Raw genomic sequence first — 18,762 nt, 5'->3', positions numbered from 1 at the left:
GATGCTGCCGCCGATCGACTGGGCGCAGCCGTGGTACGACACGGTGCGCCCGGCCTTCGAGCACGCCGCGCCGCCGCCCGACGGTTTCATCGACGCCTTCAATGCGGCCGCCTGCGCGCAGGGCCTGCGCAACGGCGCCGGCCAGCCTTTGCGCTTCGTGCCGCAAGCGAGCCTGCCCGACGGCATGGCGTACGAGGCTTTCATCGGCGCGACAGGGCAGGTGCCCACGCGCGACAATCTGCACGACTTCTTCAATGCGCTGGTGTGGCTGACGTTCCCGGGGATCAAACGCGCCCTGAACACGCTGCAGGCGGCGCAGATCGCGCAGGCCGGCGTGGGCAAGTCGCGTGGACCGGCGCGCGACGCCGCCACGATCTTCGATGAGAACGCGGCGTTGCTGGTGGTGCGCGACAATGACGCTGGACATGCATTGGTCGACGACCTGCGCGCACATCGCTGGCTCGAAGCGCTGTACGACGGGCGCGCGATGTTCGGCCGCGACGCCGAGGTCTGGCTGTTCGGCCACGCGCTGATGGAAAAGCTGGTCACGCCGCGCAAGGCGATCACCGCGCACACGCGCGTCGTGTTCGTGGACGACGCTTACTTTCTACTCGCGCCGGCCGCGCGCCGCGCCTGGATCGACCACGAGGTGGCCGCTGCACTGGCCGGCGAAGGCCTGGCGAGCAATGGCGCCGCAGCGGGCTTCACACCGCTGCAGGTGCTGGGCGTGCCGGGCTGGTGGCCGGGACAGGACGCTGACTTTTATTGTGATACCACCGTGTTCCGTCCACGCCGGACGGACTAACCAAGGAGAATGTGCATGGCTGAAGCGGTACGTTGGGGAATCCTCGGCACGGGCAAGATTGCCCATGCCTTTGCCACTGCACTCAAGGATGTGCCGGGCGCGGTGCTGGCCGGCGTGGCGTCACGCAACCAGGAAACGGCCGATGCATTCGGCCGCGAATTCGGCGCGCTGGCCAGTTACGGCTCGTACGGGGCCTTGGTCGCGAACCCGGACATCGACCTGGTCTACATCGGCACGCCGCACCCGCAGCACGTCGAAAATGCGCTGATGGCCCTGCGCGCCGGCAAGGGCGTCCTGTGCGAAAAGCCGTTCACGATGAACCTGCGCGAAGCCGAGCAGGTGGTCACGCTGGCGCGCACAAAGCGCCTGTTCCTGATGGAGGCAATGTGGACGCGCTACCTGCCGGCCTACCAGGAAGTCCAGCGTATCCTGGCGTCCGGCGAAATCGGCACGCCGCGCCAGGTGGTGGCTGACTTCGGGTTCGCCGCCACGTTCGGCCCCGAGCACCGCGTCTTCAATCCCGAGCTGGGCGGCGGCGCGCTGCTCGACCTGGGCATCTATCCGTTGTCGATCGCCGCGGGCCTGCTTGGCCCGGTGGCGGAAATCCGCGCGCAGGCCGAAATGGGCCCGACGGGCGTCGACGTGCAGACGGGCTTCACGCTCAAGCACGAAGGCGGCGGCATGTCGGTCTGCAGCTGCTCGCTGCTGGCGCGCACGCCGGCCGAACTGACGGTGGCGGGCGAGCGTGGCCACGTGCGCATGAACACGCGCTTCCACTGCGCGACATCGGTCACGGTCACGCTCGACGACGGCACTTCGCGCACGATCGACACGCCGTATCTCGGCAACGGCTACGTGCATGAAGCCATCGAGGCGCAGCGCTGCTGGCAAGCCGGTTTGCTGGAAAGCCCGGTGATGACGCAGCGCGAAACGCTGGCGCTGATGGGCGTGATGGACGAGATCCGGCGCCAGATCGGCTTGCGTTACGAGGCAGACCGGGTACGCCCGCCAGCATGATGCTTGGCGCCGTCACGCCGATCCTGCGTATCTTCGATGAAGCGAAGGCCAGGCAGTTCTACGTCGACTACCTCGGTTTCAAGGTCGACTGGGAACACCGCTTCGCACCCGACCTGCCGCTGTACCTGCAGATCGCGCGTGACGGGTGCGTGTTGCACCTGAGCGAACATCATGGCGATTGTTGTCCTGGTGCGGCGCTGCGGATCGTCGTTGACGATATCGATGCGCTGTATGCCGAGCTGACGGGCAGGGAGTATGGTTATGCGCGCCCTTCAATCGAAGATACGCCTTGGGGATCGCGCGAGCTCACCGTGCGTGACCCGTTTGGGAATCGCCTGACGTTGTTCATTTCGTAGAATTCCCGGCATGCAGGTGTCAGAATCAACGTCATGATCTCTTCTGCAATGCATGTACTGCCGCGATCAACGCAGCGGCAGCGTCAATCAGTTCCTCGACGAAGCCCTCTGTGACGTCAAGATCGCCCTCGTACTCGGCAAGATTGCGTTTCTTGTGCGCTTGATCGAGTAGCAGCCATTGCGTCGGTGCGTAGCCCAATGTGTGTTCGAGGCACTGAAAGACCAGATAGCGGTTCTCGCTGCGGTAGCCATGCGTTCTCAAAGCCGACAATGCGGCCGCGTGCGCGGCATTGTAGGCCAGGTCAAAGCGACTCTCGAGCGACAGGATGGGTTGCCGGGCATCCTGCAGACGTACCGTCGCTGAGCGTAACAAGCCGGCGCTCTCGCGAGCGTCAGGCGGCTCTGCCTTCAACTTGCCGATCCGGGCCAAGTTCGCCAGCGCTGCCGATTCGGGAAATGTCATGCTCGTTTCCTTTGACGAAGACTTTAGGCTGCTCCAGCACGCGAATAATAAACGACTTGCCAACCTGTACGCGTTGCGAAAATTCGGCCGCTGTATAGAGCGTCGGATTGACGACGCGGCCCAGCAGAGCATGCGTTGGCAGCAGTAGTTCGAGTAACTGGACGTTTGATGGCAGTGATCCAATCACCATTAGATCAACATCGCTGCCTGCATGTTCCGTGCCCTTGGCCAAAGAACCGTAAATAAACGCTACCTCGATAAGAGGCCACAATGGGATGAGCGCATTGCGCAGCACGTCGGCCACGCCGAACGTTTTCATGACGATGCCGCGCAGTTCCTCGTAGATTGGCGCGTCCGGGTTTGCCTGATAATGCTTTTGGTTTCCGATCTTCTGTACGGTCACGAGGCGTGACGCTTGCAGACGCGCTAGCTCCCGTTGTACGGCACCTGAACCGGACTGCGCCAGTTCGATAATTTCATTCGCGTAAAAAGAACGATGCGGTTGGCCGAACAATACCGCCAGCACGCGTTGCTGTGTTTTAGTGAAAAGCGCTTCGGCATAAGTACCCATAAAGGGAATGATAGTACCCAAATAAGGTATTGTCAAAGTCGCGGCTGAATAGACGGCTTACTCAATGGTCGCACCAGGAGGCAAGCGTTACGTTGGTGCAGTCGCCGTATCCAGCCGCCTGAACAACTCGCGATGCAGGTCCCGCGTGTGCTTTTCCATGTGCTTGCGCGCATGCGCGATCTCTTTCAGCTCGCGCTGCGCCACATCGTTCTTGCCGTTGGCGATGGCCCACAGCGCCAGTTCGACGCGCGCATCGATACTGCCGAAGCGTTCCACCACTGACTCGAACTGCACGCCGGCTTCAAGCTGCTGATTGTTCGCGGCATACGCGCGGCCCAGCGCCAGCGCGACCTCATCGGCGCGAAAGCCTGGCTGCCGATCTTGCAGCGACGCGAGCAGCGCAATCGCTGCGGCCGGCTGGCCATGCGCCGCATTGGCACGCGCAGCGCCCAGCACCACTTCCGGATCGCCTGCGAACGGCCCGCGCAGGCAGGCATCGTAATGCTGCACGGCTTCTTCGGACTGGCCCGCACCCAGCAGCGCGGCGGCCAGGCGCATCTGGTTGTGCGCCGTCGGGGTCAGGTCGAACGCGCGCCGCGCTTCACGCACGTCACGGCCCGGATCGATGGTTTTGTGCAGCGCACGGGTGGCGATGCGGCCCTGGCGCTGAAGGCGCGACGCGGGCAGGTACTCGGCCACGAAGTAGGCCAGGCTGCCAAGAAGCGGGAACGAGAACAGGATCAGCAGCCAATACAGTTGGCGCCCGTTGCGCAGCGCATGGACCGCGAAGAACAGCGCGATCAGAAAGTGCAGTCCGAGTCCGACGATAGGCATGCCAGGTTCCGTATTGAATGGTGAATGAGAGGCGCAACAGCCCGGGGCAGGACATTGCAACGCAGCCAAGATAGCCGTAAACAGGGTGCAAATTTCTAACGGATTGTCACAGTGCGTTTGTACAACACGGTAAGCGCCCAGACGGGAAATGCCACCCGCCCGTCCTCAATATCCTGCTAGAGTTAAGCTGTTGCCTAACGGGAATTCTCATGTCTGCAGAACGGAATGTCGCGGTACTGGTCGATTGCGAAAATGCGCAGAGCGCCGTGCTCGATCAGGCGATGCAGCATGCATCGAGCCTGGGGCGTGTGGTGCTGCGGCGCGGTTACGGCAACGCGGCGTCGCTGACCAACAAATGGCAGGAAGCGCTGATCCGCCACGGCTTTGCGCCGTGTTTGCAATTTCAGTATGTGGGCGGGAAGAACACGGCCGATATCGCGCTGGCGCTGGACGCATTGGAGATGCTGCTCGACGGGCGCGCCACCCAGTTCGTGATCGTGACGAGCGACTCGGATTTTGTCGGCTTGTGCCGCAAGCTGCAGGAGCGCGGGGCTGGTGTGCATGTCGTTGGCGAAGTGAAGACGCCTGCGGCCTTGCGTCATGCGTGCGACCGGTTTCATGAAGCGGCGTCCATCGCAGCGAAAGTCGAACCGCCAGCGGCGCCGGTCGATGACAACGTGGTGGTTGATTGGCGCAGCTTATTGGTGAAGACGGTTCGCAAAGTCGCCAAAGTCTCCCAAAATGGACTGGTCAACCTGAGCGAGCTGGGAAATCAGCTCAGGAAAGCCAGCCCCGGGTTTTCTCCGGCAGCGCACGGTCACACCAAGTTGCGCACAATGATCGAGGCTTGCGAGCAGTTGCGACTGCACCAGACTGCCGGTGGCCACTGCAGCGTCGGCATGGCGTCCAAAGCGGAACCGGCATCTCCCATTCTGCGCGCCGTCTAGACCTTCAGGAACTCTTCACGCCCACCCAGCCAGCGCGCCAGGTGCGCATCGACGACCGCCATCTTTTCAAGCGTCTCGCCATCGAGCAGCCACTGCGCCACATCCCGCGCCCGGTCGACCATCCACTGATCGATCTCCAGATCGGCAAAGCGCAGCATCGCCTGGCCTGACTGGCGCGCGCCCAGAAACTCACCAGGCCCGCGAATCTCCAGGTCACGCCGCGCGATCTCGAAGCCGTCCGTTGTTTCGCGCATCGTCAACAGGCGCTGCTTGGCCACCTGGCCCAGCGGCGACTGGTACAGCAGCAGGCACACCGACGCCGCCGAACCGCGGCCCACGCGCCCGCGCAACTGGTGCAGCTGCGACAAGCCAAACCGCTCCGCATGCTCGATCACCATCAGCGACGCATTGGGCACGTCCACGCCCACCTCGATGACGGTCGTCGCCACCAGCACATGTACCTGGCCCGCCGTGAACGCGTCCATCACTTCCTGCTTCTCGGCCGGCTTCATGCGGCCATGCACCAGCCCTACCTGCAGATCGGGCAGCGACTCGGCCAGCGTCTCGTAGGTCTCGGTCGCCGTCTGCAATTGCAGCGCTTCGGATTCCTCGATCAGCGGGCAGACCCAGTACACCTGGCGGCCTTCGAGCGCCGCCGCGTACACGCGCTCGACGACTTCATCGCGGCGGTTCTGGTCAATGGCGCGCGTGACGATCGGGCTGCGTCCCGGCGGCAGTTCGTCGATCACCGAGACTTCAAGGTCGGCGTAATACGTCATTGCCAGCGTGCGCGGGATCGGCGTGGCCGACATCATCAGCTGGTGCGGCACCAGGCCGTCGCTGCCCTTGTTGCGCAGCGTGAGGCGCTGGCCGACGCCGAAGCGGTGCTGTTCGTCGACGATCACCAGGCCCAGTTTCGCGAACTGCACCGAGTCCTGGATCAGGGCGTGCGTGCCGATCACCAGATTGGCCGCGCCCGATTCGATCAACGCGTTCGATGCCGCCTTGTCCTTTTTCTTCAGGCTACCGGTCAGCCACGCGACCTTCACGCCAAGCGGCTCCATCCACGCCGCGATCTTGCGGAAGTGCTGCTCGGCCAGGATCTCGGTCGGCGCCATCAGGGCCGCCTGGTAGCCGCTGTCGATCGCCTGCGCGGCGGCCAGTGCCGAGACCACCGTCTTGCCGCTGCCGACGTCGCCCTGCAGCAAGCGCTGCATCGGATAGCCGGCGCGCAGATCGGCGCGGATTTCTTCGACCACGCGTTGCTGCGCGCCGGTCAGCGCGAAGGGCAGGCCGGCCAGAAAGCCTTCGGACAACTGGCCCATCGCGCGTAGTGGCGGTGCGCCTTTTTCGCGGCGCGCACGCTGCGCGCGTTTCAACGACAACTGCTGCGCCAGCAGTTCGTCGAACTTCATGCGGTCCCAGGCTGGATGCGAGCGCTCGATTAGCGCGTGCTCGTCGACATCCGCCGGCGGGTAGTGCAGCAGCTTTACGGCTGGCTCGAAGTCCATCAGGTCCATGCGCTTGCGGATCGCGGGCGGCACGGTGTCGGCCCAGTCGATGCGCTTCATCGCATCGGCGATCGCGCGCCGCAGCACCGTCTGCGACAAGCCTTCGCCGGCCGGGTACACGGGCGTGAGCGAGGCGGGCAGGGGCGCGCCTTCGTTGACGACCTTGTAGCCCGGGTGGACCATCTCGGCACCGAAGAAGCCGTGTTTGAGTTCGCCCCGCGCACGGATGCGCACGCCTTCGGCCATCTGCTTGACCTGACTGCCGTAGAAATTCATGAAGCGCAGCAGCAGGTCGCCCGATGCGTCGGCGATCGTGACGAGCAACTGGCGGCGCGGCTTGAACGAGATCTCGTTCTTGGTCACGATGCCTTCCACCTGCCAGGTCTGGCCACCGCGCATGCAGGCATCCCGGATCGTGATGATCTGGGTCTCGTCCTCGTAGCGCAGCGGCAGGTGCAGCACCAGGTCCATGTCGGTGCGCAGGCCAAGGCGGGCGAGCTTGCTTTCGAGCGTTTTTGGGGGCGTTGTGGTTTTAAGGGCGGGCATATTGCGGCAAAGTGGCGCTTGCTGACGTAAAATAGAAGGTTCGCCGTATGCGCTTCAAGCCTCTATTGTAAAGCTGGCAGCATTGATTTGCCGAGATTTGCCCAACCAATTGAACATCATGTATTCGCTATCCGATTTCGACTTCGACCTGCCCCCTGAGCGCATTGCGCAATTGCCGCTGCCGGACCGCAGCGCGTCGCGCCTGCTGCACCTCGATGGCGACCAGATCATCGACCGCCAGTTCGCCGACATCGTCGACCAACTGCAGGCGGGCGACCTGCTCGTGATGAACAACACCCGCGTGCTCAAGGCGCGCTTCTTCGGCGTCAAGGAATCCGGCGGCCAGGTCGAGGTGCTGGTCGAGCGCGTGCTCGACAACCGCACGGTGCTGGCCCAGGTGCGGGCGTCGAAGTCGCCCAAGCCGGGTAACCGCATCCGCCTGGCCGATGCCTTCGATGTGACGGCAGGCGAGCGCGCCGGCGAATTCTTCACGCTGCACTTTGAAGGCGATGTGTTCGACCTGATCGAAGCGCACGGCCGCCTGCCGCTGCCGCCGTACATCGAGCACACCGCCGACGAATTCGACGAACAGCGTTATCAGACCGTGTACTCGAAAGAGCCGGGCGCCGTGGCCGCGCCCACGGCCGGCCTGCACTTCGATCAGCCGCTGCTCGACCGCCTGGCCGCGAAAGGCGTGAACTTCGCCTACGTTACGCTGCACGTGGGCGCCGGCACCTTCCAGCCGGTGCGGGTTGAAGACCTCAGCGAACACAAGATGCATACCGAGTGGTACACGATCGCGCAAGAGACGGTGGACGCGGTGCGCGCCACCAAAGCCGCAGGCCGCGACGTGATTGCCGTCGGGACGACGAGCCTGCGCGCGCTGGAGTCGGCGTCGCAAAGCGGCGAGCTGGTCGCTGGCAGCGCCGACACGGCCCTGTTCATCACGCCCGGCTACACCTTTAAAACCGTTACGCGCCTGGTGACCAACTTCCACCTGCCCAAGTCGACGCTCCTGATGCTGGTGTCGGCCTTTGCCGGCTACGCGCCGATCCGCGCTGCCTACGCGCACGCGATTGCCAACGAATACCGCTTCTTCAGCTATGGCGACGCCATGCTCTTGAGCACCACCTCACGATAAGTCAGAGAACACATGCTCGAATTTACCCTGCTCAAAAAAGACACCAGCGGCCTGTCGCATGCCCGCCGCGGCCGCCTGAAGCTCAACCACGGCACCATCGAAACCCCGATCTTCATGCCAGTCGGTACCTATGGCTCGGTCAAGGCGATGGACCCGATCGAGCTGAAAGACGTCGGCTCGCAGATCATCCTGGGCAATACCTTCCACCTGTGGCTGCGCCCGGGCGTGGACGTAATGAACAAGTTCGGCGGCCTGCACAAGTTCATGGGCTGGGATGGCCCGATCCTGACCGACTCGGGCGGCTTCCAGGTGTTTTCGCTGGGCGCGATGCGCAAAATCACGGAAGAGGGCGTCAAGTTCGCCTCGCCGATCGACGGCTCGAAACTGTTCCTGTCGCCCGAGATCTCGATGCAGATCCAGCGCGCGCTCAATTCGGACATCGTGATGCAGTTCGACGAATGCACGCCCTACGAAATCGACGGCCGTCCAGCCACTGCCGACGAAGCAGCCAAATCGATGCGCATGTCGCTGCGCTGGGCCCAGCGCTCGATGAACGAGTTCAATGCCGGCGGCAACCCGAACGCGCTGTTCGGCATCGTCCAGGGCGGCATGTACGAGCACCTGCGCGACGAGTCGCTCGCCGGCCTGGAAGACATCAACTTCCCGGGTCTGGCCATTGGCGGCCTGTCGGTTGGTGAGCCGAAGGAAGACATGAAGCGCATCCTGGCCCACGTCGGTCCGCGCCTGCCCGAGAACAAGCCGCACTACCTGATGGGCGTGGGCACGCCGGAAGACCTGGTCGATGGCGTGGCCAACGGCGTCGACATGTTCGACTGCGTGATGCCGACCCGGAACGCCCGCAACGGCTGGCTGTTTACGCGCTTTGGCGACGTCAAGATCAAGAATGCGCGCTATAAAGAAGAGATGGCGCCGCTCGACGAGAGCTGCACCTGCTACTGCTGCCAGAATTTCTCGCGCGCCTACCTGCACCACCTGCACCGCTCGAACGAGATTCTGGGCGCGCGCCTGAACACGATCCACAACCTGCATTACTACCTGAATCTGATGCAGGAAATGCGCGACGCGATCGACGCCGACAGCTTCCAGGCGTTCCGCGTCAAATTCGCGGCCGACCGCGCACGCGGCGTGTAAGCACTTGCTTACCCTGCGGCCCCGATCTCGCGGTATTGACGGTCGGGGCTGCATGCAATATCGACCGGTTTGTCTTGCAATACCTGAAAGCAAGACGACATACTGCCGGATATGGTTTGCGGCTTCTGGCCGATGCTAGAATACACCGCTTATTTTTTTAACTTCACCATCGGAGTTCTTGTGTTCATTTCCAACGCGTACGCGCAAACTGCCCCTGTCGCCGATGCCGGCATCATGGGTAGCCTGACGACCTTCCTGCCGCTGATCCTGATGTTCGTGGTCATGTATTTCCTGATGATCCGTCCCCAGCAGAAACGCCAGAAAGAGGCGAAAGCCATGATGGACGCACTGGCCAAGGGCGACGAAGTCGTGACCGCCGGCGGTATCGTCGGCCGTGTTTCGAAAGTGGCCGAAGCCTATGTGACGCTGGAAGTTGCCGTCGGCACCGAAATCACCGTGCAAAAGAATTCGGTGACCACGCTGCTGCCAAAAGGCACGCTCAAAGCCCTGTAAGCCTTAGCTGTGCGCCGTGCGGGGCAACCCGCACTGCCTAACCTGAACGCCGGAACACTATGAATCGCTATCCCGTCTGGAAATACATACTGATCGTCATTGCGCTGCTGCTGGGCGCCTTGTACACGGCACCGAACTACTTCGGCGAAACGCCGGCGTTGCAGGTCACATCAGGCCGTTCTACCCTGAATATCACGAGTGCCTCCACTACTGTGGTCGAGGATGCGCTCAAGCGTGCCGGCATTCCATCCACCGGTATCAGCCTCGAAGGCACGGGCCACACCACCTCGGTGCGCGCGCGCTTCGCCGGTACCGAAGAGCAGTTCAAGGCCAAGCTGGCCTTGGAGCGCGAACTGAACCGCGATCCTGCCAATCCCGATTACATCGTCACCGTCAACCTGGTGAAGAACACCCCGGCCTGGATGACGGCCATTGGCGCAGCGCCAATGAGCCTGGGCCTGGACTTGCGCGGCGGCGTGCACTTCCTGCTGCAGGTCGACACCAAGGCGGTGCTCGACAACAAGGTCAAGGCCCTGCAGTCGAGCGTGCGCAGCAACCTGCGCGACAAGAACGTGCGCCACAGCGGCATCGAGCGCGTGCGCGACACCATCGAAGTGCGCTTCCGCGATGCCGCGACCCGCAGCAACGCGCGCAATGTGCTGGCCGCGCAGTCGAGCGAGCTGGCCTTTGCCGACGCCGCCGATGGCGCCGACATGAAGCTGGTCGTGAGCCTCAAGCCCGAAGCCATCAAGCGCTCGGTCGAAGACGGCATCAAGCAGAACATCATGACGCTGTCCAAGCGCATCAATGAACTGGGCACCACCGAGCCGATCATCCAGCAGCAGGGCGCCGACCGCATCGTGGTCCAGCTGCCAGGCGTGCAGGACGTCGCACGCGCGAAAGACATCATCGGCCGCACCGCCACGCTCGAACTGCGCATGGTCGACACCACCGTGACCCCGGGCACCGAGCTGTCGGCAGCGATTCCGCTGAACTCCGAACTGTTTACCGAAGGCCGCGGCGCACCGATCGTCGTCTCACGCGACATTATCCTGACCGGCGAATCGATTTCGAGCGCCACCGCCAGCTTCGACCAGAACCAGCAGCCTGCCGTCTCGCTCGACCTGAACGGCGACGGCGGCCGCCGCATCCGCCTGGCCACGCGTGAAAACGTCGGCAAGCGCATGGCGATCCTGCTGAAAGAAAAGGGCGTCTACAACGTGCTGTCGGCCCCGACCATCCAGAGCGAACTGGGTTCGACCTTCCAGATCACCAATATGGGCACCTCGCAGGACGCCAACGAGCTGGCACTGCTGCTGCGCTCGGGCGCGCTGTCGGCGCCGATGGAATTCGTCGAAGAACGCGTGATCGGCCCGCAGCTGGGCGCCGAGAACATCGAGCGTGGCCTGCACTCGACCATCTGGGGCTTCGTGGCAATTGCGATCTTCATGGTCATCTACTACCACCTGTTCGGCGTGTTCTCGGCGCTGGCGCTGGCGGCCAACGTGCTGTTCCTGCTGGCCCTGCTGTCGATCCTGCAGATCACGCTGACCCTGCCGGGTATCGCGGCAATCGCGCTGGCACTGGGCGTGGCAATTGACTCGAACGTCTTGGTGAACGAACGTATTCGCGAAGAGCTGCGTGCCGGCGCGACGCCGCAGGCGGCGATTTCGGCCGGTTCCAAGCATGCCTGGGACACCATCGTCGACTCCAACGTCACCACGCTGATCGTCGGCCTGGCGCTCCTCATCTTCGGTTCCGGTCCGGTGCGTGGTTTTGCCGTCGTCCACTGCCTGGGCATCCTGACCTCGATGTTCTCGGCCGTGGTCGTGGCGCGCGGTTTCGCCAACCTGTGGTACGGCCGCCAGAAGAAGCTGACGAAGATTTCGATCGGCACGGTCTGGCAGCCTGGCATGACGCCTAACAAGAAGTAAGCACCGGGATACGACAATGGAATTTTTCAAGATCAAACGGGACATCCCGTTCATGCGCCACGCGCTGGTCCTCAATGCGATCTCGGTGATCACATTCGTGGCGGCGGTGTTCTTCCTGATCACCAAGCCCCTGAACTTCTCGGTGGAGTTCACGGGCGGCACGGTGATGGAGCTGCTGTATCCAAAGGCGGCGGACCAGGAAAAGATCCGCAACACGCTGCGCGGCATGGGCTATTCGCATCCTGAGGTGGCCAGCTTCGGCACCGCGCAGGACATCATGCTGCGTCTGCCGATCGTCGCAGGCGCGCCAGCGGCGAGCAGCTCGACGGCCGTGTTCAACGCGATTTGCCGCGACGATCAGGGCACGACCAAGCAGACGCAAACGACGACCGACAAGGGTGAAGTGCTCAACCGCACCAGCTGCGTCGCACCAGGCGGGCAAGAGCTGATCAGCCTGCAGCAAGTGCAGTTCGTCGGTCCGTCGGTCGGCGACGAGCTGGCCCAGAACGGCCTGAACGCGCTGCTGATGGTCATCCTGGGCATCGTGGTCTACCTGGCGATCCGCTTCGAATGGAAATTCGCTGTCGCCGCCGTGGTCGCCAACCTGCACGACGTGGTCATCATCCTGGGCTTCTTCGCGTTCTTCCAGTGGGAATTCTCGCTGACGGTGCTGGCGGCAACGCTGGCGGTGCTGGGCTACTCTGTCAACGAGTCGGTCGTCATCTTCGACCGGATCCGCGAGATGTTCCGCAAGCAGCGCCGCATGAGCGTGCCGGAAGTGATCGACCACGCGATCACCAGCACGATCTCGCGCACGATCATCACGCACGGCTCGACGCTGATGATGGTCATGTCGATGCTGTTCTTTGGCGGCTACGCGCTGCACTACTTCGCAATTGCACTGGCCATCGGTATCTGCTTCGGTATCTATTCGTCGGTGTTCGTGGCCGCGGCCGTGGCGATGTGGCTGGGCGTCAAGCGTGAAGACCTGATCAAGCCGGTCAAGGAGAAAGACGACACGGACGGCGCCGTCGTCTGATCGATTGCACGATTGCGGCTTTGTGTGTGTCAACGCACGGAGCCGCGATGTGCCCGTATTTATAGTGGAACTGTCTCTTTCAGGACATCCCTAGTTTTGGACTTTACCCGCCCCGGCAACGGCGCGGGTTTTTTTTGCCCTGTCGCTAAGCGTGGTCGGCTGCAAATTGCTGCTGCAAAAAGGCAATGAACAAGCGCACCCGCTGCGGCGCCTGGCGTCCGTAGGCATGCAGCGCGTGTACCTCCAGCCCTGGCATCGGCAAGTGTGGCAGCACGATGTCGAGGCGGCCGGCGGCCAGATCGTCCGCCACGGCGATCCTGGCCAGCTGGGCGATACCGGCGCCTGCCAGCGCAGCCTGGCGCAGCACCACGCCATCGTTGGTGTCGAATGGACCGTCCGGTACCAGGCTGCTGCCGTCGGCCCAGGTCCAGGGGAAGGGGCCGGCCGGCGTCAGGTAGCGCAGGCAGGCGTGCTCGGCCAGGTCCGCACGTTCGGCCGGTTGCCCGCACCGCGCCAGGTAAGCCGGCGCGGCGACGAGCACCGGCTGCAGCACCGTCAGCCGGCGCGCCGTCAGGCGGTTGTCCAGCAGGGCACCAACGCGGATCGCCACGTCATACCCTTCGCGGATCAGGTCGACCTGGCGGTCGGCAATCCCCAGTTCGAGCTTGAGCCGGGGATGCGCACGTGCGAAACGCTCGGCCCAGCCGGCGAACACGGTGCGGCCCAAGTCACTCGGCGCCGCCACGCGCAGCAGGCCGCTCACATCGTCCGGCGTGCGCAGCGCTTGCTCCGCATCGGCCAGCGCCTGGATCAGCGGCGCCACCCGCTCGAAATACAGCGCGCCTTCGGCCGTCAGTGCCAGCGTGCGTGTCGAGCGCTGGATCAGCCGCACACCGAGCCGCGCTTCCAGCCGCGCCACGCTTTTCGATACCGCCGAGGGACTCGCGCCCAGCAGGCGCGCAGCGTCGCTGAACGACCCGGCCTCGATCGTGCGGACAAATGCGGCCAGACCGGCAGAGGTATCGACAATCGCAGTCATTCAAGAACTTTCGGCATAAATCATGTGATGTTTTTGGGGCTAATTATCCGGGATATCCGCAATTACCATGGCAGCCATCTCAATCTGCTCTAAAGGTTATCTCATGCTTCCAACCACGATGCGCCACTGGCGCCTGGCCGCGCCCGGCCGCAACAACCTGACGCTGGCGAACGCGCCGGTGCCCCAGCCCGGTCCGGGCGAAGTCCTGGTTCGGGTTGGTGCGGTCGCGCTGAACTACCGCGACCTGCTGGCGATTGATGCTGGCATGGGCATTCCGCCCGTGTTTCCGCTGACGCCGGGCTCGGACCTGTGTGGCGTGGTCGCTGCGGCTGGGGATGGCGCCCGGCGCCTGCAGCCGGGCCAGCGCGTGATCTCGACCTTCGAGGCGGGCTGGTTTGATGGCTTGCCTGCGGGGACTGCGCGTCATCCGCCCGCCCATACGCTCGGGGGCGCGGCGCCCGGTGTGCTGGCCGAGTATGTGGCGCTGCCGGAAGACTGGTTCGTGACGGCGCCCAAACGCCTGGACGATGCGCAGGCCAGCACGCTGCCGGTGGCCGGCCTGACTGCCTGGAGCGCGCTGGTCGAGCACGGGCAGCTGCACGCCGGCCAGACGGTGCTGATCCAGGGCACGGGCGGGGTCTCGCTGTTCGCGCTGCAGCTGGCGGTGGCACATGGCGCGACGGCGATCGTGACCTCGTCCAGCGACGCCAAGCTCGACCGGGCCAAGGCGCTGGGCGCGGCGCACCTGATCAATTATGCGCGCGAGGACTGGGTCGAGGCGGTGTACCGCATCACCGGCGAGCGGGGCGCCGATCACGTGCTCGAGATGGTCGGTGGCGCGCACCTGGACCGCGCGCTGCATGCGGTGGCGGTGCAGGGGCGGATTTCATTGATTGGCGTGTTCGACGGCTTCACGTTCTCCGGCTCGTCCGGCCTGATGCTGCGCAAGCAGGTCACGCTGCAGGGGATCAGCGTCGGCCACCGGCGCGCGCTTGAAGCGCTGGTGCGCGCGGTGGACCACACCGGCATCGCGCCCGTGATCGATCGGCGCTATCCGCTGGCGGCGCTACCGGAGGCGCTGGCGCACCTGGCGGCAGGCCCGTTCGGAAAGATCGTGATCGAGATGGCTTAAGCGATCACAACTGCCACGGATGGTTGTTCCTGCCATCGAGCGCGCTGTCGAGATACGTCGCGGCGCTGATCAGGGCCAGGTGCGTGAACGCCTGCGGGAAGTTACCGAGCAGCTCGGCCTTGCCGGTGAACTCCTCCGCGTACAGCCCGACGTGGTTACCGTAGGCGAGCAACTTTTCCATATTGTTGTGCGCCTGCTCCAGGCGGCCGGCGCGCGCCAGGCATTCCACGTACCAGAACGAACAGGCCGCGAACGCGCCTTCCTCGCCCTCGAGGCCATCGTCGCGGTCGTAGCGCAGCACCAGCGCGTCGTCGCCCAGCTGGTCGCCGATGGCGTCGAGCGTGGCCAGCCACTGCGGGTCGGTCGAGCCGATGAAGCGCACCAGCGGCATCATCAGCATCGCGCCATCGAGGTCGGTGGAGCCCTTGCTGCGCACGAAGTGGCCCAGTTCCTTGTTCCAGAACGTGGCCCAGATGTAGTTGGAGATGTCGTTGCGCGCCGCGATCCAGCGGTCGAACGGGGCGGTCAGCGAGCGCTTGCTGGCCAGGCGGACTGCCCGGTCGACCGCCACCCAGCACATGAGTTGCGAGTGCAGGTGCTCGCGCGGCGCTTCGCGGCCTTCCCAGATGCCGGCATCGGGCCGGCGCCAGTTGTCGCACACGAAGCCGACCACGTGACAGACGCCGAGCCAGTCGGCGTGCGAGATCGCTTCGCCGTACTTGTTGCTCAGGTAAACCGCGTCGAGCAGGGCGCCGAAGATATCGAGCTGCAGCTGGGTCGCCGCGTCGTTGCCGATCCGGACCGGCTGCGAGCCGGCATAACCGGCCAGGTGATCGAGATCGACTTCGGCCTGCACTTCGCCGCCGTCGAGCGCGTACATGATGCGCAGCTGGCCATCGTCCGGCCCATGGTTGGGCCGCTCGGCCGACCAGCGCGTGAACGCCTTGGCTTCATCGGTGTAGCCAAGGCGCATCAGCGCATACACGGTGAACGACGCATCGCGGATCCAGGTCGAGCGGTAATCCCAGTTGCGCGAGCCGCCCAGCACCTCGGGCAGGCCGAAGGTGGCGGCAGCGACCATCGAGCCGTGACGGCGCGATGTCATCAGCTTGAGCACCAGTGCCGAACGCGTGACGTCCTCGCGCCAGCGGCCCTTGTAGGTCGAGCGCCGGGCCCAGTTGCGCCAGTGCGCGACGACGTCAACCACCAGCGCATCGCGCGCCGCCTGGTCGAGCGGTGGGTCGCCTTCTTCGTCCATGACGATGTCGATCGACTCGCCTGCTTTCAGCACGAAGGTGGCGCCGGCGCCGCCGTCGATGCTGGTGAAGTCGACCGGCGCACACAGGCGCAGCGAGGGCGCCCCGGCGGCGGAAAACACTACTTGGCCCTGCGTGATGCTGACCTCGGGCTGCAGCCGCGCGTAGTCGAAGCGCGGCTGGCAATCGAGCCGCATGCACACGTCGCCCTTCGTGACCTGCACGCGGCGCAGCAGGCGCGCCGCACCGTGACCGATTTCCTCGGGGCCAGCCATCAGGTCGGTGACCTGGACACTGGCCTCGTCACTCAGCCACTGCGTGAGCAGGACGTTGGTGTCGGGCAGGTAGGTCTGCACGACGCGCGCATCCGCCATCTGCGGGGCGAGCGTGAAGTGGCCGCCCGTGTCCGGATCGAGCAGGGCGGCGAATATGCTGGGGCTGTCGAAGTCGGGCCAGCACAGAAAGTCGATCGTGCCGTCGGTGGCGACAAGCGCCATCGTGGCCAGGTTGCCGATCGCGCCGTGATCGGCGATGGGCCTTGGTGGCGGCGTGGCCGGTGGATTGGGCGCCGGGTTGCTTGAGCGTTCAACCATTGTCTTCGAAGCCCGGATACAGCGTCATGCCCCCGTCGACATACACCGTGGTGCCGGTCATGTAGTCGGCCAGGTCGGATGCCATGAACAGCGCCAGCGCCGCGACGTCTTCCACGTCGCCGATGCGGCCGTACGGGATCAGCTTGAGCAGCTTGTCGGCCGCGGCGCCTTCGGTGGCCTCGGCATTGATCGGCGTGCGGATCGCGCCCGGCGCAATGGCATTGACGCGGATGCGGTCGGGCGCCACTTCCTGCGCCAGGGAACGCATCAGCATGCCGATGCCGCCTTTAGACGCGGCGTAGTTGACGTGGCCGGCCCAGGGAATGATCTCGTGCACGGAACTCATGCACAGGATGGCGCCGTTGGCGCGCATGCGGCCACGGTTGCCCTGCTCGCGAAATTGCCGGATGGCCGCGCGCGTGCACAGGAACTGACCGGTGAGGTTGACGTCGATGACGGCTTGCCAGTCCTTGAGCGTCATTTCGGCGATCGGGGCGTCTTTCTGGATGCCCGAATTGGCTACCAGGATATCGATGCCGCCGAACGCCTTGACGGTTTCGTCGAACAGGCGCGTGACGTCGTCTTCGTGCCCGACATTGGCCTGGACCGCGACGGCGCGGCCACCGGCGCCCGTGATCTGGGCGACGACTTTTTCGGCCTTGTCACGGCTGCTGTTGTAATTGACGACGACCTGCGCGCCGGCCTCGGCGAACGCGAGGCTGATGCCGCGGCCGATGCCGGAATCGCCGCCAGTGACGAGCACCACCTGGTCTTGCAAGCTGATTTTCATGGGATTCTCCAGAAGGTCGGGGCGCACCGCTGCGTACGCCGGTTATTGGCGTGACCTTAGCAGAAAGCGGGGAGGCGACCGGCACGCCACGGGTGGCAATGGCGTGTGGAAAAACGAGCACGGAATCCGCGCGAAAAGATGGCGCGAGTGTGAGTCAGCGCACCGAGTGCGCACCCCACCAGACATAAGATCGGGCTGTCTCTTTCAGGACATCCCTAGTTTTGGACTTTGGCCCGCTCCTCACCGAGCGGGCATTTTTTTGCCTACAGCAGCGCCGAGGTCAGGCTCTTGACCTCTTCGCCCGACTCTGCCAGTACGCCCTTGAGCGTGCCGTGGCCGAACACGAAGTCGATGGTGGCTGCGCCCGCATAGGTCGTGGCGCCCACGGGTGCGAACAGCGGCGACGGGAACGGCGCCAGGTCATTGGCCAGCAGCAGTGTGTCGCCGAGGGTTTCGGGCGGCAGCGCGCGCATGCCGTCCCACAAGGCTTCGATGGCGCTCATCACGGGCGCCGGCACGGCCAGCTGGTGCAGCACGCCGCGACCGATGGCCGCTTCGCCGTGGTCGAGCCAGGCATCCAAATTGTCGTCCAGCAGCCCCGGCATTGCTTCGGCGCGCGACAGCAGATAAAAGCCGCCGACTTCGTGCACGATACCGGCGAACAGCGCAGTTTCATGGTCGACGAACGAGACGCGGCGCGCGATCACCTGGGCCAGTGCTGCCACGTGGGCCGAGTGGGTCCAGAGCTGGTCGGCTTTCTTGCGCAGGCCGGGGTCGCGGATTTCGCTGGCCAGCTGGCGCACGATGACGGACGCGGCCAGCGCGCCCAGCGTGCGAAAACCCACCCGCTGCACGGCAGCGGGCACGCTCGTGACGTCGTTGCCGGAGCGGTTATAGGCGACCGAGTTGGCGATCGCCACCGTGCGCGCGGCCAGCAGCGGCTCGGCCTGCACGAGACGGGCGGCGGCGTCGATATGGCAATCGGGTTCGCTCAACGCACGCTGCAACCTGAGCGATGCGTGAACGCTGGTGGGGAACGTGAGTTCGCCCCGGCTGGCTTCAGCAGCAATGCTGTCAAGGGAGGAGAGTTGGTCCATCAAAAAATTATACCCCCAACCCATCG

General features: G+C 64.4%; 18 protein-coding genes. 10 read left to right on the top strand and 8 right to left on the bottom strand.

All coding sequences use genetic code 11. The annotated features are described in order from the left end of the window. The first annotated feature begins 1 nt into the window (after nt 1). From ACZ0AJ_RS18435 to ACZ0AJ_RS18425, 3 genes are read left to right on the top strand one after another with little or no spacing between them, the layout of a single operon-like run. Entirely contained in the window at nt 2-805 is an 804-nt protein-coding gene (locus ACZ0AJ_RS18435) for a DUF3025 domain-containing protein (RefSeq protein ID WP_499455904.1), read from the top strand. A 15-nt stretch (nt 806-820) separates the two neighbouring features. Then, nucleotides 821-1,822, top strand: coding sequence for a Gfo/Idh/MocA family protein (locus tag ACZ0AJ_RS18430; protein WP_499455903.1), 1,002 nt, complete (start codon nt 821-823; stop codon nt 1,820-1,822). Next, nucleotides 1,819-2,178, top strand: a complete 360-nt coding sequence (locus ACZ0AJ_RS18425) for a glyoxalase superfamily protein (RefSeq protein ID WP_499455902.1) — start codon at nt 1,819-1,821, stop codon at nt 2,176-2,178. Before ACZ0AJ_RS18430 ends, ACZ0AJ_RS18425 begins: the two co-directional genes overlap by 4 nt. A gap of 31 nt (nt 2,179-2,209) precedes the next feature. On the opposite strand, the gene ACZ0AJ_RS18420 is transcribed toward ACZ0AJ_RS18425, so the two are convergent. The 3 genes from ACZ0AJ_RS18420 to ACZ0AJ_RS18410 all read right to left on the bottom strand — a co-directional run bounded on the left by ACZ0AJ_RS18420 (nt 2,210) and on the right by ACZ0AJ_RS18410 (nt 4,046). Then, nucleotides 2,210-2,641, bottom strand: coding sequence for a hypothetical protein (locus ACZ0AJ_RS18420; protein WP_499455901.1), 432 nt, complete (start codon nt 2,639-2,641; stop codon nt 2,210-2,212). Beyond that, on the bottom strand, nt 2,571-3,212 hold the full coding sequence (locus tag ACZ0AJ_RS18415; RefSeq protein ID WP_499455900.1) for a nucleotidyltransferase domain-containing protein: 642 nt from the start codon (nt 3,210-3,212) through the stop codon (nt 2,571-2,573). Before ACZ0AJ_RS18415 ends, ACZ0AJ_RS18420 begins: the two co-directional genes overlap by 71 nt. An 87-nt stretch (nt 3,213-3,299) precedes the next feature. Further along, nucleotides 3,300-4,046, bottom strand: coding sequence for a hypothetical protein (locus ACZ0AJ_RS18410; protein ID WP_499455899.1), 747 nt, complete (start codon nt 4,044-4,046; stop codon nt 3,300-3,302). A 266-nt stretch (nt 4,047-4,312) separates the two neighbouring features. Between ACZ0AJ_RS18410 and ACZ0AJ_RS18405 the strand changes: the two genes are divergently transcribed. Beyond that, a complete protein-coding gene (locus ACZ0AJ_RS18405) occupies nt 4,313-4,993 on the top strand; it encodes an NYN domain-containing protein (protein WP_499455898.1) in 681 nt (226 codons plus the stop codon). On the opposite strand, the gene recG is transcribed toward ACZ0AJ_RS18405, so the two are convergent. Next, nucleotides 4,990-7,050, bottom strand: a complete 2,061-nt coding sequence (gene recG, locus ACZ0AJ_RS18400) for an ATP-dependent DNA helicase RecG (protein ID WP_499455897.1) — start codon at nt 7,048-7,050, stop codon at nt 4,990-4,992. The genes ACZ0AJ_RS18405 and recG overlap by 4 nt on opposite strands. A 118-nt stretch (nt 7,051-7,168) precedes the next feature. Between recG and queA the strand changes: the two genes are divergently transcribed. From queA to secF, 5 genes are all read left to right on the top strand, one after another. Beyond that, nucleotides 7,169-8,191 (top strand): tRNA preQ1(34) S-adenosylmethionine ribosyltransferase-isomerase QueA, encoded by a 1,023-nt coding sequence (queA, locus tag ACZ0AJ_RS18395; RefSeq protein ID WP_499455896.1) that lies wholly within the window; start codon nt 7,169-7,171, stop codon nt 8,189-8,191. 12 nt (nt 8,192-8,203) lie between these two features. Next, complete coding sequence (tgt, locus tag ACZ0AJ_RS18390; protein WP_499455895.1) at nt 8,204-9,343, top strand: tRNA guanosine(34) transglycosylase Tgt; 1,140 nt, start codon at nt 8,204-8,206, stop codon at nt 9,341-9,343. Between the two features lie 180 nt (nt 9,344-9,523). Further along, nucleotides 9,524-9,856, top strand: a complete 333-nt coding sequence (gene yajC / locus ACZ0AJ_RS18385; RefSeq protein WP_183555984.1) for a preprotein translocase subunit YajC — start codon at nt 9,524-9,526, stop codon at nt 9,854-9,856. A gap of 59 nt (nt 9,857-9,915) precedes the next feature. Next, nucleotides 9,916-11,790 carry a protein translocase subunit SecD gene (gene secD, locus ACZ0AJ_RS18380; protein WP_499455894.1) on the top strand — a complete coding sequence of 625 codons (1,875 nt, stop codon included), beginning with the start codon at nt 9,916-9,918 and terminating at the stop codon, nt 11,788-11,790. A 16-nt stretch (nt 11,791-11,806) separates the two neighbouring features. Next, nucleotides 11,807-12,829 (top strand): protein translocase subunit SecF, encoded by a 1,023-nt coding sequence (gene secF, locus ACZ0AJ_RS18375; protein ID WP_183555986.1) that lies wholly within the window; start codon nt 11,807-11,809, stop codon nt 12,827-12,829. 145 nt (nt 12,830-12,974) lie between these two features. On the opposite strand, the gene ACZ0AJ_RS18370 is transcribed toward secF, so the two are convergent. Further along, entirely contained in the window at nt 12,975-13,868 is an 894-nt protein-coding gene (locus ACZ0AJ_RS18370) for a LysR family transcriptional regulator (RefSeq protein WP_499455893.1), read from the bottom strand. Nucleotides 13,869-13,971: 103 nt separating this feature from the next. Here ACZ0AJ_RS18370 and ACZ0AJ_RS18365 point away from each other — a divergent pair, with 103 nt between their 5' ends. Next, a complete protein-coding gene (locus ACZ0AJ_RS18365) occupies nt 13,972-15,000 on the top strand; it encodes a zinc-dependent alcohol dehydrogenase family protein (protein WP_499455892.1) in 1,029 nt (342 codons plus the stop codon). 4 nt (nt 15,001-15,004) lie between these two features. On the opposite strand, the gene ACZ0AJ_RS18360 is transcribed toward ACZ0AJ_RS18365, so the two are convergent. The 3 genes from ACZ0AJ_RS18360 to ACZ0AJ_RS18350 form a co-directional block, all read right to left on the bottom strand. Continuing rightward, a complete protein-coding gene (locus ACZ0AJ_RS18360) occupies nt 15,005-16,849 on the bottom strand; it encodes a glycoside hydrolase family 15 protein (RefSeq protein WP_499455891.1) in 1,845 nt (614 codons plus the stop codon). Next, a complete protein-coding gene (gene fabG, locus ACZ0AJ_RS18355; protein ID WP_499455890.1) occupies nt 16,842-17,639 on the bottom strand; it encodes a 3-oxoacyl-ACP reductase FabG in 798 nt (265 codons plus the stop codon). Before fabG ends, ACZ0AJ_RS18360 begins: the two co-directional genes overlap by 8 nt. A 263-nt stretch (nt 17,640-17,902) precedes the next feature. Continuing rightward, nucleotides 17,903-18,736 (bottom strand): HDOD domain-containing protein, encoded by an 834-nt coding sequence (locus tag ACZ0AJ_RS18350; protein ID WP_499455889.1) that lies wholly within the window; start codon nt 18,734-18,736, stop codon nt 17,903-17,905. Between the last annotated feature and the right edge of the window lie 26 nt (nt 18,737-18,762).

The organism is Telluria sp. AC161 (assembly GCF_979258535.1).
This window is presented reverse-complemented; position numbering and strand designations above follow the sequence as displayed.